This is a genomic window from Phyllobacterium sp. NPDC097923 (assembly GCF_044760925.1).
Classification (GTDB): domain Bacteria; phylum Pseudomonadota; class Alphaproteobacteria; order Rhizobiales; family Rhizobiaceae; genus Phyllobacterium; species Phyllobacterium calauticae.
This window is the reverse complement of sequence record NZ_JBIWBL010000005.1, coordinates 104365-120348: the sequence shown is the minus strand read 5'-3', so window position 1 is coordinate 120348 and position 15984 is coordinate 104365. Positions and strand designations below refer to the sequence as shown.

Below are 15984 nucleotides of genomic sequence, written 5' to 3'. Positions count from 1 at the left end.
GATATATTTATGATTTTATCTTGGGCATCTAGGGGAGACACCAATGGCGAGCTTGCAGAGCTTTGATACCGAGATCGAAAAGACCCGGAATATGGTCAATGAGATGCGGACGAAAATTGACCAGTCCAGTGTCGTTCTCGACAAGTTCGCCAAGGCGGATGCTGCGATCGGAAATCCTGACTTCGATATCGAAAATGCCCGCATCGATGATGTCCTGCGCCAGCAGAAAGTCATGGAAGGCAATATTGCCGACCTGATCATCGGTCTGGAAGACGCGACCAATGTGTTCGGTTCCGAATTTGAAAGCATGAAAAGCTATTCCGGCTGGGAAAAGCTGGTCGGCGTTTTCTCCAAGGACAAGATGCAACGCCTGCGGACGGATCGCGTGCGCAACATGTCGCTGGCCGGCAACCTGCAGGAACTGCTGTCGAAATCCGACCGGATCGTTGGCATTCTCAAAGAACAGAAGACCATTCTCGATGCGCGCTACAAGACGTCGGAAGCCAGCCTTTCCAACGTGATCGAGCGCCGCAAGACGGCAGTGGCGACACTCGAAGCCACGCAGAAGCGCATCGAAGAGCTGAACCCGCTGCTGCTCGACATTGAAAACCGGATTGCCGCGTCCACCGATCAGGGCACCCGCGCCACACTGGAGGGTGATCGCTCGAAACTGGCGACGGAATACAATGAGCGTCAGGCGAAGGAGCAGGAGCTTCTGGCGGAAAGCCAGACGCTGGAACGCTATACCTCGATGTTCCAGACATTCGTCGATTCGCTCAACAACCAGATCGCCGCGCAGAGCACGCTGATCAACAAGCTGTCGATCGATACGGAACAGCGCATCGTTCTCTACAAGGCGCTGGAGGATTCCTTGAAGACGGCGGCCCAGCAGGACGTTGCCCACAAGATCAATACCCTTGGCAGCCGGGTCGATACGGCGGCGGAAGAGACGATGGCCGGTGTCGGCGCCGCCGCGCAGAAACACATTGGCGACCTGCTCGAGATGCACGAGAAGAACATGGTCAGCACCCAGGATATCCAGCGCCGCAAGAAGCTCGCCGATGATGCTTTCTCGCGCCGCTTCTCGGAAGTCCTGAAGAAACACAATTCCGCTGACTACGTGCAGAATTAATGGCCGGGAATGCTGATCTGACCGCCGCCGAACGTTATTTCGGTGCGATCCGTGCTGCGCTGGACGGGCTGGACGTGTTTCTCAACAACCAGCAGTCGCCGCTCTACAAGCACGATCTGGTTGCGCAGACCGTATCGGAATATCTGCGGCGGCTGGAAGCCTCCTTCGAATGCTGGCGCAACCGGATCGGTTTCACTGACCGGTTCCAGATTTCGCGCGCCGAAAGCGGCTTTCCGGTTTTCCAGAACGTGCTGGAACTGGAAAATGACAAGCGGGACACCAGGGCCCGGCTGGCAGCCATTCCGCCAGCGGCCGCGCTGCGCAATGAAATGGCCGATTTCATCCTGCGGCACCGCGCATTTCCGCGCGATCTGCAGAAATCGATGGCGGAGCGGATTTATCTGGAAACGGTCGAGCAGGGAGAGGTTTTCTCGCCTTTCATCCTGCCGGTGACCATCCGCGTTTCGGTCAATCCGAAGACCATGCGGCCGCTCTACGTGGTGCACTGGGGCGCCTTTGACGGCGCTTCCAATCTGCCGCTGATCTATATGGCGATCATCGAGGATTCGTCGCAAGGCCTCGTGGAAACCCTCGTGGGCAAGGATGGCAAGCTTAATCCCGGCGTGCGGATACCGCTGCCCGTCGGCGGCCTGCTCAATCCGGAGCTGGCACGGCGTTTTGACGATTTCGCCGCCAAGAATTCGGCCTATTCGCTGTCGCCGATCACGATTGCGACAAGCCTCGACACGGATTTTCCGGAACTCCACCCCAAGCAGCTGCGGCGTGTGGTTCTCGGGCCGTTCTATACGACGGGTATTACCGAACATAACCAGAAGGTTGCCGATGTCCTGGAACGCGTGCGCAAGCCGGAAGATGCCTGGCTTCTGACATGGACCATGCAGGAGGTTTTCTCCAAGGCGGAACGGCCGGGCAAGCGCGGGCTCTGGTCTTCGGAACCGTCGCGCGAGGAGTTCTACATCAATACGGATGATCTGGAGGCGGCCCGGCAAGGCGTCAGCAGCTACGAACAGCATGCGCTGGTGCCGCACGAGGCCTATCAGGCGCTCTATGCCTCGGGTGAGGCCAGCCGTGTTTTCAGCGGGTTCAAAACCCATATCCTGTCCAACGGCCAGGTCATCAGCGACATTTAGGGGAGCACGATCATGGATGTCGGTTTGACCACCATCGACGAGAAGGACATCACCAAGCATCTGCCGGTGGCGCAGGCCATGGTGACGCGTTTTGTCGTGCTGGAATCGGGCGATGCGAAATCCGGGACCGAGCTTGCCGGTACCGGGCGGCGGTTCGTCTCAACAGTTTCGACCGGCGGTCTGCGCTCAACGCGTGAAGTGGACCTGACAAAGACCATCCAGGCCGTGCGTCCCGACGACCAGATGCTGTCCATCGCCCAGCACACCCTGTTGTTCCGGGTGCGCCGCGGCGTGGCAGTCGCATTGGCCGTTGCCGATGTTTTTGGCCGCCAGAGCGATCTGGAGAACCTTCTGGCGCGCAATGCCTCGGCGCCCCTGCAGGGGGAAGATGCCAGCCATTTCAAGAAGCTTTTGTCCGCCGCCGCCTATGTCTCGGCCTTTGCGCTTGCTGCCTACCTCTCGCAACTGATCGAAGCGGATAGCCAGGCCGCCAATGATGTGACGGTTGCGGAATTCAATTTCGATACGGCGCAGGATGCCTTGAAATCGATCGTCGGCGGTTTGGACCGGGCCATTGCCGGTGCCGCCGATGAACAGACCATGCTGGCGCGGGCGAAAGCCTATGCTGCCGCGGCCATTGAAGGCCTGCTGCAGCGCAAGGGCCGTTTTGACGGGCTCGGCAGCTTTGAAGACACGCATCTGCGCCTCGACAACGACGATTTCACGCTTGACGGCTTCGATGTGGCGCCGGGCAAGAAGCGCACGCCCTTGGTGATGACCTTCAAAAAGCCTGGTGAAGTCATCGGCAATCACATTGCCAAATATCAGGCGCTGAAGCTGTCAAAAATGCTGATGGCCTATGATTTCGACCGGCAGCTCAACCCGTTCGTTGAACTTGGCGGCTTTCTGTTCACCTTCATCGGCGACGGCGCACCCGGCACGGGCAAGACGACGCTGATCCAGATGATTGCCGGTCTCGTCAACGATTACTGCCAGGTGGCGGGCTATGCCTTCCATTACGAGAATTTCGGTGTCGATCAGATTTCCTCCTATCAGGGAAAATCCGGACAGAACTGCCGGCAATTCGTCAACAACGTGCTCAATACGCGCGTGATCGGCTTCGGCACCATCGATGATATCGATCAGGTTGCCGCGCGGCGTTCCGACGACCGGGCATCTGCCGGCCAGCAGGAAATCACCGGCGTGCTGATGGAAGCGTTTGCGGGCGCATCCACCGTGGTGCGCGGCAACTGCGCGTTCGGCATGTTCTCCAACTATCCGGAGAATGTCGACGATGCGCTGCGCCAGCGTGCCGGAGCGCGCTGGCTGGTGGACGGGCCGCAGACCCGCAACGATTACATCGATATCTTTGCGCTGCTCGCCGGCAAGAACCACAGGATTCCGCTCGGCGAACACAAGCTGTTCGAAGACCAGCAGATCGAACGCGCCGTGGATGCCGCCTATGAACAATTGTCGAAGCCGCAGGAAGACGGGCTGAAAGCGGTGTATGAGCGCTTCATTTCTGAGAACGGCGAACCGGAAACGCTTGCCGATATCGGTACCTATCTGCACATGATCAAGGAACGCGAGCCGCGTTTCACCGGCCGTGCCATCAAGAACGTGACGGATGCGATCAAGATGCGCGCCATGGACATCGAACTGCCGGATGCATGGTTCGAAAAGCCCGAGACCTTCATGCACAAGCCCTATGATGAGAAAAAGGCAATGGTGGAGGAACTGCGCAAGCCCTTCACCATGGACATGGTGCTGCAGGAAACCAACCGGTATGCGGATTCGGAATTCCGCTATGCCGACAAGTCGGACGATGCCGCCGTGGAAAAGATCGTCCGCGATGCACGCCTGCGCGAACGGGCGATCCGGGAAGTGGAAGCCCTGAAAGCGCGGGGGCAGTGGGACGCCTGATGGACCTTCTCTACGAAAACGAACTGATCTACGGGCGTTTGCTGACGATCGACCAGCCGCATCTGATCGAACGCTACAACCGGGCGCTGACGGCTTTTGGATTCAAGGCAACCGAACTCACCCGGTTCAATATTGACCGGACGGGATTCTCGCCGGAAATCGCCGCTGAACTGAAGGACCCTTCCTATCTCGATCCCAATGGCGTCAACCGCCGCTTCATCATTCTGACGCCGGATCAGGCGATGCTGCCGGTGGTTCACACGCAGTTCTCCAACACGTCGCAGCTGATGTATGAATTCTTCAGCAGCAATGCGCGGGCGATCAACGCGCTGACCATCAAGGACGTGATCTTCGGCGAGATCGAGGACAGTGTTTCCATCGTCAACGACATTGAGGATCTTCTATCGATCAATCAGGTCGAGTTCCGCGTCCTTTCCGCTGAAAATGTCATGGGGCAGGCGGCGGAACTGCGTCTCCTGGTGGACCGGCTGCAGAACGAGCCGAACACCTGGCGCGACGACGATCTCATCAACCGTATGGTCGAACTTGCCAAGGTCACCGGCGATATCCGCGAGAATTCACTGGTGCCCGACAAGGTGGTGTTCCGCCACAGCGCCTTCTGGACCAGTCATTTCGGCGGCATCTATATCTTTGTCGATGACAATACGACAACGGTCATCGGCGATCCCGCCGCTCCCGGTTTCCGGCGTTCGCGCCCCTGGCAGGTCAATTACATCTCGATTAAGGACGCCGACCAGGTGTTCCAGTTTCTTGCCGCGACGGGGCGCATCGAGTTGCCGCGCGGCTCGTGGATCGAGCAGTCGGGCTATCTGGAAAACCGCGGTGAGATGATCATCCGCCATCTCATCCGGACGCTTGAACCGGAACGCAATCTGAGCGGCATTGATCGTATCTGGCTGCAGACCTGGATTCACGCCAATGCCAGCCTGATCAATCATGACGGGACATGGCCGTTCCTGAACGCCGTGAAACGTGAAATTGCCCAGACGGGGCAGATCAACCTCTCCGAGATCGACCCGGCGCGCCGTTTTCTGGTGGTGCGGGCGCTCCCAAGCCATCCCGATGCCTGGCTGGTCAATCAGCTGATCAGTGATTTTGTCCCGTGGGATTTCCTGTCGCGGTATATTTTCAACAAGCAGGGTTTCTACGCCGACTACGGCCGCTGGAGCCCCGCCTATCAGGAACACGTTGTCGATATACTCAAAACCACCTATTTGAAAGACAAGGAAGGGCTGCGCAGGCGGCTCTACGGTCTCACCTCCTAGCAAGGATGCACAATGCTCGATCCCGTCATCAACTTCTTCAGCCGGATTTTCTATCTGATCGGACGCGGCATCGGCTATGCGGTCGGTATCATCCTGTGGCCGTTCCTATGGGCAGGGCGCTGGTACACCCAGCGCGGCTGGATCCTGAAGACGGTCCTGGGTGCGATACTCATTCTCTGGGTCGGGCTTTACGGCTATTTCTTCTGGGTCACGCAGGTCTGGACGAATTTCAATCCGGATTACGTCGCCGTCTATAATTTCGACAAGCGTGATGTTGCCGCTGGGGAACCGGTTGCTGCGCAAGCCGTCGGAACGGCGCCCAAGAGCTGCGCCCGTTCGGCCATTGTGGAAGTCACGGCTGACCTCACCGATTTCAACGTCAACCAGAATGCCTGGATTTCCTCCATGCTGCTGTTCAAGCTCGGCTTCTTCGGCATGTCATGGGACGATACGCCTTTCCTCGACAACAAGGCGGCGTTCCAGCGCGGCATCAACTCCGCCGTGCGCCGGACGGCCGTCGAGCTTGTCGACACGCTTGGCCGTATCCGCGGCACATCGCAGATCGACAACGATCTGCAGAAGGCGCGCGGCAATCTGCAGTTCACCGAGGATGCATGGTATTTTGGCCTGAACCCGTTTGGCCCCAAGACCCCGACCCCGAGCTATTACCGTTCGGCGGTCAAAGACCTCAGGACTTTCAATTCGAAGCTGGAAGCCTGCAATGCCGTATTCGATGCACGTGCCGATAATCTCATGCAGTTCATTGACCGTATCGCCAATGATATCGGCTCCACCTCCGCCATCCTGAAGGATCGCTCGGAGAAGAACAATTATGGCTGGTTCGATACCCGTGCGGATGACCGGTTCTGGTTCGCCTATGGCCAGCTCTACGCCTATTACGGCCTGATGAATGCGGCAAAGGTCGACTTCAAGCAGGTCGTGCAGCAGAAGAACCTGGCGCCCCTGTGGGATGGCATGGACGGACAACTCCGTTCGGCGCTCAACATAACGCCATGGATCATCGCCAATGGCAGCGAGGGCGGTTGGTTGTTGCCCAACCATCTGACAACCATGGGTTTCTATATCCTGCGCGTGCGTTCCAACCTGATCGATATCAAACAGGTGCTGCAGCAATAAGTGGACTTGGGCGGGTAAAATGCTATATTTAGCCTTGGAGTGAGGGCGAGCTTTCGCCCACCCTCTTTTCTGGTTATCTGAATTGGATCCGGATGGTCACCTGCCAGTGAGTCCGGATCCTTTTCATTTCCAGGGTGATGCTGAAGGGTTTAAACCACATCGTATCACCTCCAAGTTTGAGGGCATGGCTGATGCCGCAGCCGGAGCAGCCCATCTCCTCCGATACACCGCTGGCCCGGTGCTGTTGCTTTTGCGCTCAACCCGTCCATTGATGATGAAATGCGACCGGTTCGGCAACGAACGGGGAGTTGTGTCGCGATAGGTATCCGGTTGCAGGTCGATCAAACCGGCAGGTGGGTGGTTTCCTTGACTTCCTCCATGACGGCATAGGTGTGCGTCTCGCGCACGCCCGGCAGCGACAGCAGGGCATCGGAGAGAAAGCGGCGGTAGTGCTCCATGTCCGCGACGCGCGCCTTGATCAGGTAGTCGAAACCACCGGCGACCATGTGGCATTCCATCACATCGGGGTTGCGCCGTGTCGCAGCCGCAAAGGTGGCAAAAACATCCGGGGTGGTGCGGTCCAGCTTGATTTCCACGAAGACCAGCATTGCGCGGTCGAGCTTTTTCGGCGACAGTCTGGCGGTATAACCAAGGATATAGCCGTCTCTTGTCAGGCGCTTGACCCGTTCCGTGGTCGCCGTTTGCGACAGGCTGATACGCTCGGATAACTCGGTGTTGGAGAGCCGCCCGTCCTTCTGCAGCTCGCGCAAGATGCGCCGGTCAAGGCTGTCCAGGTTTTTCATCTCTAAAATACCCCATATTTTTAGTTTTTTGCGCTGCTTTGTGAGCGTTCATTGGTGAGAAGAACCAAGTGGAATAGATTATATGGGAAAAATCAATAAGGGGAAGCCTGATGACCAGACCATTGCCGTCTTCAAACGATTTTACTGCGCCATATGCTGTCGATGATCAGCAACTGGTCGCATCTTTGCTGAAAACCATCGCCCTGCCGGAAGACGTCAACCGCCGTATCGATGCACGTGCCAGCAAATACATCGCCACGATTCGCAAGGAAGCGAGTGGTATCGGCGGTGTGGAGGATTTCCTGCGCGAATATGGCTTGTCCACCCGTGAAGGGCTGGCGCTGATGGTTCTCGCCGAAGCCCTGCTGCGCGTGCCGGATGCGGCCACGCAGGACAAGCTGATCGAGGACAAGCTGAAGCAGGGCAAGTGGTCGGAGCACGAGCCGAGCGGCGATACGTGGTTTGTATCGGCATCGGCTTGGGCGCTCGGCCTTTCCGCCAAGGTGATCAAGCCGGGCGAGACGCCGGAAGGGGTGATTTCCTCGCTGGTCAAGCGTATCGGCCTTCCCACGGTCCGCACCGCCACCAAGCAGGCCATGCGTTATCTCGGCCACCATTTCGTTCTCGGCGAAACCATCAAGGATGCGCTGAAGCGCGCTGCTTCCAACGAAGCCAAGGGTTATCGCCATTCCTTCGATATGCTGGGTGAGGGCGCCCGGACGCGCAAGGACGCGCGCGGCTATTTCAAATCCTATTCCGATGCTATCGACGCGATCGGCCGTGCCACGGGCAACAAGAAGCTGCCGGATCGCATGGGCATTTCCGTCAAGCTCTCCGCCCTGCATCCGCGTTATCTCGCCACGCATCATGATCAGGTCATGGCCGAACTGGTGCCGGACCTCTTGGCATTGGCGCAGAAGGCCAAATCCTACGATCTCAATTTCACGGTCGATGCCGAAGAAGCCGACCGGCTTGAGCTGTCGCTGGATGTGATCGACCGCGTCTTTGCCGATCCGTCGCTGGGTGGATGGGACGGGTTCGGCCTGGCCATCCAAGCCTATCAGAAGCGTGCGCTTGAGGTGATCGACCACATCGACCGGCTGGCGGCGCGCCACAACCGTAAGATGATGGTGCGGCTGGTCAAGGGGGCCTATTGGGATACGGAAGTGAAGCGGACGCAGGAGCGCGGTCTGCCCGATTACCCGGTGTTCACCCGCAAGCCTGCAACCGATGCGTCCTATATGGCCTGCGCCAAGCGTATGCTTGACGCCCGGCCCCGCATATTCCCGCAATTTGCCACCCACAATGCGCTGACGGTCGCCATGATCCTGGAAATGGCCGGCGACGACAAGACCGGCTTTGAGTTCCAGCGGCTGCATGGCATGGGCGAAAGCCTCTACAAGCAGATCACGGAAAAGGACGAGAAGATCGCCTGCCGCATCTATGCGCCTGTTGGCGGCTATCGCGATCTCCTGGCCTATCTGGTTCGCCGCCTGCTCGAAAACGGCGCCAACTCGTCTTTCGTGTCGGTGGTCGGTGACAGCAATGTGCCGATAGCGGACCTGCTGGTGCGCCCGGCGGAAAAGCTCAATGACGGCAAAGGCTATCGTCACCCGCATATCCCGCTGCCCGCCAAAATCTATGGCAAGCGCACCAATTCGGCCGGCGTGGAACTGGGTGACCGCAAGGAACTGGCGGCCCTTTTGGGCGGGATCGCCAAGGCATCCCGCACGGTCAACGCTGTTCCGCTGATCGACGGCGTGAAAGCTGCGGGCAAGGCCCAGAATGTGATTTCGCCGGTCAACGGTGCAACCGTCGGAACGGTTGTGTTTGCGACGGCGGACGAAGCGGCAAAGGCCGTCGGCATTGCCAAAAGGGCTTTCGTCTCATGGTCGCGTGTTCCGGTGGAAACCCGCGCCAAGGCCCTGGAAAAGGCGGGTGACCTTCTGGAGAACAATCGTGATCTGCTGATGGACCTTCTCTCCCGTGAAGCGGGCAAGACGCTCGATGACGGCATTGCCGAAATTCGCGAGGCAGTGGATTTCTGCCGCTACTACGCTGCCGAGGCGCGCCGTCAGTTTGCAACCGACAAGGCCATGCCCGGCCCGACAGGCGAAGACAACAAGCTGCGTCATCGCGGTCGCGGTGCCTTCGTCTGCATCAGCCCGTGGAATTTCCCGCTGGCGATTTTCCTGGGTCAGGTCACGGCGGCCCTTGCTGCGGGGAACACCGTCGTGGCGAAGCCGGCGGAACAGACGCCGCTGATCGCCTATGAAGCCATCCGGCTTCTCCACGAAGCGGGCGTGCCGAAAGATGCCGTGCTTTATGTCCCGGGTGACGGCTCGGTCGGTGCGGCACTGACATCCCATGCGGATATTGCCGGCGTGGCCTTCACCGGCTCGACCGATACGGCCTGGGCCATCAACCGTACGCTGGCGGCGAAGAAAGGCCCGATTGTTCCGCTGATCGCCGAAACCGGCGGCCTCAACGGGATGATCGTCGATGCCACTGCCTTGTCGGAACAGGTTGCCGACGATGTTGTCATGTCGGCGTTCCGTTCGGCAGGTCAGCGCTGTTCTGCGTTGCGAATTCTCTACCTGCAGGAGGATATTGCCGACAACATGCTCGAGATGATCGAAGGCGCGGCACGTGAGTTGACGCTTGGCGATCCCTCGCTGGCCTCCACCGATATCGGCCCGATCATCGATCAGACGCAGCGCGACATGCTCGCGGCCCACATTGCCGCGATGCGCAAGAGCCAGAAGGTTCGCTATGCCGGCACTGCGCCGGACGAAGGCCTGTTCTTTGCGCCGCATATTGTTGAACTCAATCATGCGGAAGCGTTGGAGAAGGAGGTGTTCGGGCCGGTTCTGCACGTGGTGCGCTGGAAAGCCAAGGATCTGGACAAGGTACTCGACCAGATCGCCTCGACCGGTTACGGCCTGACCTTCGGTCTGCACACGCGCATTGAGGCGACAGTCGCCAAAGTCATCGACCGGCTCGACATCGGCAATGTCTATGTCAACCGCAACACGATCGGCGCGGTTGTCGGGACACAGCCCTTCGGCGGTTCGGGTCTTTCCGGCACAGGTCCCAAGGCGGGCGGTCCGTCGTACCTGACGCGGTTTGCGCTGGAACAGGTGGTCTCGGTCAATACGGCTGCGGCCGGGGGCAATGCCAGCCTCATCGCCATGGGCGAATAAGCGGGAAAACGGCTGAAATCAGATGCGCGATTGGGGATAGTGGGGCACTCACTATCCCCAATTCGCTTCTACGATGCTATTTGGCGTATTCAGAATGGTAACCGATAAATAGGGCGCAACCCTAAAATGGGGAGGATATGCCGATGGCTGTCATGAAGTCCGATATTGAGATCGCCCGCGCTGCAACCAAGAAACCGGTTTTCGAGATAGGTGCAAAGATTGGCATTGCGCCGGAACACCTCGTTCCCTACGGGCACGACAAGGCAAAACTCTCGGCGGAATTCATCCGCTCGAAGCGCGGTGCTCCGGATGGCAAGCTGATCCTCGTGACGGCGGTCAGCCCGACACCGGCCGGTGAAGGCAAGACGACGACGACCGTCGGTCTCGGCGATGGTCTCAACCGCATCGGCAAGAGCGCGATTGTCTGCATCCGCGAGGCGTCGCTCGGGCCCTGTTTCGGCGTGAAAGGCGGCGCCGCCGGCGGCGGCTATGCGCAGGTCATCCCGATGGAAGACATCAACCTGCATTTCACCGGCGATTTTCACGCCATCACTGCGGCGCACAATCTGCTGGCAGCCCTGATCGACAATCACGTCTATTGGGGCAATGAACTCAATCTCGATACGCGCCGCGTGACCTGGCGGCGGGTCATGGACATGAACGACCGCGCGCTGCGCGATATCGCGTCTTCCCTGGGCGGCGTGGCCAACGGCTTTCCGCGTGAATCGGGTTTTGATATCACGGTGGCCTCGGAAGTCATGGCCATTCTCTGCCTTGCAACCGATCTCGAAGATCTCGAGCGGCGGCTGGGCGATATCATTATCGGCTATCGTTTCGACAAGACCGCCGTCTATGCCCGGGACCTCAAGGCCGACAAGGCGATGGCCGTCCTCCTGAAGGATGCCATGCAGCCCAATCTGGTGCAGACGCTGGAAAACAATCCGGCCTTTGTGCATGGCGGCCCCTTCGCCAATATTGCCCACGGCTGCAACTCCGTCGTTGCCACGACGACTGCGCTCAAGCTTGCGGATTACGTGGTGACGGAAGCCGGTTTCGGTGCCGATCTCGGCGCAGAGAAATTCTTCAACATCAAATGCCGCAAGGCCGGATTGAAACCGGCCGCTGCCGTCATCGTTGCCACGGTCCGCGCCATGAAGATGCATGGCGGCGTTGCCAGGGACGATCTCGGTCTTGAGAATGTTGCTGCGGTAAAGGCGGGCTGTGCCAATCTTGGCCGCCACATGGAAAATGTGCGGCAGTTCGGTGTGCCTGTTGTCGTGGCGATCAATCATTTCAGCGCCGATACCGATGCCGAGATCGAAACCGTGAAGAACTTCGTTGCGGCCCACGGCGCGCAAGCCATCCTGTGCAAGCACTGGGCGCTGGGATCGGCCGGGATCGAAGAGCTGGCGCACAAGGTGGTGTCTCTCGCCGAGAGCGGTTCAGCCCAGTTCTCGCCGCTCTACGAGGATGAGCTCTCTCTGTTCGACAAGATCGAGACGGTGGTCAAGCGCATCTATCGCGGCGCGGAGGCGGATGCCGATGCCAGCGTGCGGGAGCAGTTGCGGCAATGGGAGGCCGCGGGATACGGCCATCTTCCCGTCTGCATGGCCAAGACGCAATATTCGTTCTCGACGGATTCGCACCTGCGCGGCGCACCGGTCAATCATGTGGTGCATGTGCGGGAGGTGCGCCTTTCGGCTGGCGCCGGCTTCGTCGTCGCGATCTGCGGTGAGATCATGACCATGCCGGGTCTGCCGAAATCGCCTTCGGCGGAACGCATTCATCTCAACGGGCAGGGTTTGATCGAAGGGTTGTTCTGAGCGATTTTCAGGCCGGTGATTTTTGCTGTTGCAAGCGCCGCCGCGTAACGCTAACAATCACCGCCATGAACACGCGCGTTATGATGTCAAATGGCTGGTGGTGGGCTCGCTGATCGCGGCCACGCAGCCTTTTGCACGCACGTAAAGGGATCAGGGCCGCAACGGGTTTTCCGGGCGGCCTTTTTGTTTGACCGCCAGAAGCCCGCAAAGCCAAATGCAACGGAGTGGAAATGATGATGCATAGAATTGAGGGCGACGTGGAAATATTCGACACGGCAGGCGGTGTTACCATCTCCCGGTCACGCATTGCGACTGCCTATGCCAGCGCCATCGACAGCTATGTCGACGGGCTGGATGAACGGCGCGGGGCAGTTTTCTCGTCCAATTATGAATATCCCGGCCGTTACACGCGCTGGGATACGGCCATTATCGATCCTCCGGTTGTCATCACCTCCAATGGCCGGCATATGACGATCGAGGCGCTGAACAAGCGCGGTGAAATCCTGTTGCGCCCGATCTACAAAGCGGTTTCGGCCCTTGCCGAAGTGTCGATTTCCGCTGCGGGCGCAACGAAGCTTGACCTTGAAATCGCCCTGCCGAGCCGTCCGTTCACCGAAGAAGAACGCTCGCGTATTCCTTCGGTTTTCACGGTTTTGCGCGGCATCGTCGCCCTGTTCTTCAGCGAGGAGGATGCCAATCTCGGCCTGTATGGCGCGTTCGGCTATGATCTCGCGTTCCAGTTCGATCCGATCCAGTACAAGCTGAAGCGGCCGGATGACCAGCGCGACATCGTGCTCTATCTCCCGGACGAAATTCTGGTCGTCGATCACCACGCCGCCAAGGCGTGGCTTGACCGGTATGAATACGCGTTCGAGGGTGCTTCCACGGAAGGCCTGTCGCGGGAAACCGAAGCCAGGGCATTCAAGCCGACGAGCATGATCCCGGGTCGCGGCGACCACAATCCCGGCGACTATGCGGAACTCGTCAAGAAAGCCAAGGAAAGCTTCAAGCGCGGTGATCTCTTCGAAGTGGTGCCGGGCCAGACATTCTACGAGCGCTGCGAGACCAAGCCTTCGGTGATTTCGCGCCGTCTCAAGGCCATCAACCCGTCGCCCTATTCCTTCTACATCAATCTGGGCGACAACGAATATCTCGTCGGTGCTTCGCCCGAGATGTTCGTGCGCGTGGTTGGCCGCCGTATCGAGACCTGCCCGATTTCGGGAACGATCAAGCGCGGCGAGGATGCGATTGCCGATGCCGAGCAGATCATCAAGCTGCTCAATTCCAAGAAGGACGAGTCTGAACTCACCATGTGCTCGGACGTGGACCGCAATGACAAGAGCCGGGTCTGCGAGCCAGGTTCCGTGCGCGTCATCGGCCGCCGCCAGATCGAAATGTATTCCCGGCTTATTCACACCGTGGACCATATCGAGGGCCGTCTGCGCGAGGATATGGACGCCTTTGACGGCTTCCTGTCGCATGCATGGGCCGTAACGGTGACGGGTGCGCCAAAGCTCTGGGCCATGCGCTTCATCGAAGAGAACGAACGCAGCCCGCGCGCCTGGTACGGCGGTGCCATCGGCATGGTCAATTTCAATGGCGACATGAACACCGGCCTGACCCTGCGCACCATCCGCATCAAGGACGGCATCGCACAGGTGCGGGCGGGCGCGACGCTGCTGTTCGATTCGATTCCGGAAGAGGAAGAGGCGGAAACCGAACTCAAGGCTTCCGCGATGATTGCGGCGGTGCGCGAGGCGCACAAGAGCAATATCCCCGTGGAAGAACGCGCCGTTGCGCGGGTCGGCGAAGGGCTGTCGATCCTGCTTGTCGACCACGAGGATTCGTTCGTCCATACGCTCGCCAATTATTTCCGGCAGACGGGCGCCACCGTGACCACCGTTCGCACGCCGGTGCCCGATGAAATCTTCGACCGGTTGAAGCCTGATCTGGTGGTGCTTTCGCCGGGGCCGGGCACGCCGGAGGATTTCGACTGCAAGGCAACCATCAAGAACGCGCGCAAGCGCGACCTGCCGATCTTTGGTGTCTGCCTCGGCTTGCAGGCGCTGGCGGAAGCCTATGGCGGCACGCTGCGGCAACTGCACGTTCCGATGCATGGAAAACCGTCACGTATCCGGATTACCAAGCAGGGCAGGATTTTTTCGGGGCTGCCGAAGGAGGTCACGGTTGGCCGTTACCACTCGATCTTTGCCGATCCGGTGCGGCTGCCGGATGAGTTCATCGTGACGGCGGAGACCGAAGACGGGGTCATCATGGCCTTCGAACACAAGAGCGAACCGATTGCGGCGGTGCAATTCCATCCGGAATCGATTATGACCCTCGGGCATAATGCGGGCATGCGCATGATTGAAAACATCGTGGCGCATCTGCCGCGCAAGGCCAAGGAGCGAGCTGCCTGATGGAAGGTGAAAACGTCGTCCAGCGACTGGCATTCTGGTCGATTTTCGTTGGCATGGGCGTGCTGGCACTGAAATATGCCGCCTATCACGTCACCGGTTCCGTTGCGCTCTACTCCGACGCATTGGAATCGATCGTGAATGTCGTGGCGGCGCTTGCCGCCTGGTGGGCGATCCGTGTCAGCCACAAGCCCGCCGACCAGAATCACCCGTTCGGGCACCACAAGGCCGAGTATTTTTCGGCGGTGCTCGAGGGCGTGCTGATCGTCGTGGCGGCGCTGTTGATCCTGCGGGAAGTCTGGTCCGCCTGGGAGATGCCCAAGGTCATGGAGGAACCATGGCTGGGTCTGGCGATCAATGGCGGTGCCTCGCTTGTGAACGCCCTGTGGGCCACGCTGCTGATCAGCCGTGGTCGCCGGCACAAATCGCCGGCTTTGCTGGCGGACGGCAAGCACATCATGACCGATGTCGTGACCTCCATCGGTGTGTTCATCGGTCTCGTCGGTGCCGTGATCACCGGCTGGACGTTCCTCGATCCGCTGCTTGCGATGATCGTTGCGCTCAACATCCTCTGGCAAGGCTGGAGTGTGATCGGGTCGTCCGTGCAGGGCCTGATGGATGTGGGTGTTCCCACCGAGGAAACCATGCGCATCCGCGACGTCATCTCGGCCAATGCCGACGGTGCGCTTGAGGTGCATGACCTGAAGACGCGCATTGCCGGGCGGGTAACGTTCATCGAGTTTCATCTGGTCGTTCATGCCAGCATGAGCGTCGGCGACGCCCATGTCATCTGCGACCGGATGGAAAATGCGCTGATGCAGCAGATTCCCGATTCGAGTGTCGTCATTCACGTCGAACCGGAAGAAGAGGCCAAACTGCCGATCGGCACGGCTGCCGTTCCCTTCGCCTGAGCGATCCAACCTTGTGGGCGATGCGGGCAAAGCTCTTGGTTGGGACGGTAATCTGGTGTTTTAAATCCCCTTTTGCGTCACTTTGATTCCCGTTTTGTGTCTTGTAGAATCCCGTTTTGTGTCTTAGGGTCAATTTGCAAGTCGTTCACGCAGTTGGAAAATGTATCCGAGATTTTCTGCACAGGATATAAGGTCTGC

The 15984-nt window shown here is 59.1% G+C and carries 10 protein-coding genes; 9 read left to right on the top strand and 1 reads right to left on the bottom strand.

Annotation, left to right across the window (positions count from 1 at the left end; genetic code table 11):
- Positions 1–43: 43 nt before the first annotated feature.
- The 5 genes from ACIQWS_RS20915 to ACIQWS_RS20895 are packed head-to-tail and all read left to right on the top strand — an operon-like array spanning position 44 to position 6629.
- The gene (locus ACIQWS_RS20915; RefSeq protein ID WP_223612544.1) at positions 44–1132 is read left to right on the top strand and encodes a hypothetical protein; all 1089 of its coding nucleotides are present in this window, start codon (positions 44–46) and stop codon (positions 1130–1132) included.
- Entirely contained in the window at positions 1132–2283 is a 1152-nt protein-coding gene (locus ACIQWS_RS20910) for a hypothetical protein (RefSeq protein ID WP_403183944.1), read from the top strand. The genes ACIQWS_RS20915 and ACIQWS_RS20910 overlap by 1 nt, the downstream gene beginning before the upstream one ends.
- Positions 2284–2295: 12 nt before the next feature.
- Complete coding sequence (locus ACIQWS_RS20905; protein WP_403183941.1) at positions 2296–4206, top strand: AAA family ATPase; 1911 nt, start codon at positions 2296–2298, stop codon at positions 4204–4206.
- Positions 4206–5492 (top strand): DUF6638 family protein, encoded by a 1287-nt coding sequence (locus ACIQWS_RS20900; protein ID WP_403183939.1) that lies wholly within the window; start codon positions 4206–4208, stop codon positions 5490–5492. Before ACIQWS_RS20905 ends, ACIQWS_RS20900 begins: the two co-directional genes overlap by 1 nt.
- 12 nt (positions 5493–5504) lie before the next feature.
- The gene (locus tag ACIQWS_RS20895; RefSeq protein ID WP_403183937.1) at positions 5505–6629 is read left to right on the top strand and encodes a DUF2333 family protein; all 1125 of its coding nucleotides are present in this window, start codon (positions 5505–5507) and stop codon (positions 6627–6629) included.
- A gap of 341 nt (positions 6630–6970) precedes the next feature.
- Here the strand turns inward: ACIQWS_RS20895 and ACIQWS_RS20890 are convergent, their stop codons facing one another.
- A complete protein-coding gene (locus ACIQWS_RS20890) occupies positions 6971–7432 on the bottom strand; it encodes an Lrp/AsnC ligand binding domain-containing protein (protein WP_105731999.1) in 462 nt (153 codons plus the stop codon).
- Between the two features lie 110 nt (positions 7433–7542).
- On the opposite strand from ACIQWS_RS20890, the gene putA reads away from it, so the two are divergent.
- From putA to ACIQWS_RS20870, 4 genes are all read left to right on the top strand, one after another.
- Entirely contained in the window at positions 7543–10635 is a 3093-nt protein-coding gene (putA, locus tag ACIQWS_RS20885; RefSeq protein WP_403183935.1) for a bifunctional proline dehydrogenase/L-glutamate gamma-semialdehyde dehydrogenase PutA, read from the top strand.
- 143 nt (positions 10636–10778) lie between these two features.
- A complete protein-coding gene (locus ACIQWS_RS20880) occupies positions 10779–12458 on the top strand; it encodes a formate--tetrahydrofolate ligase (RefSeq protein ID WP_403183932.1) in 1680 nt (559 codons plus the stop codon).
- 236 nt (positions 12459–12694) lie between these two features.
- On the top strand, positions 12695–14878 hold the full coding sequence (locus tag ACIQWS_RS20875; protein ID WP_403183931.1) for an anthranilate synthase: 2184 nt from the start codon (positions 12695–12697) through the stop codon (positions 14876–14878).
- Complete coding sequence (locus ACIQWS_RS20870; RefSeq protein ID WP_346307473.1) at positions 14878–15786, top strand: cation diffusion facilitator family transporter; 909 nt, start codon at positions 14878–14880, stop codon at positions 15784–15786. Before ACIQWS_RS20875 ends, ACIQWS_RS20870 begins: the two co-directional genes overlap by 1 nt.
- Positions 15787–15984 lie beyond the last annotated feature (198 nt).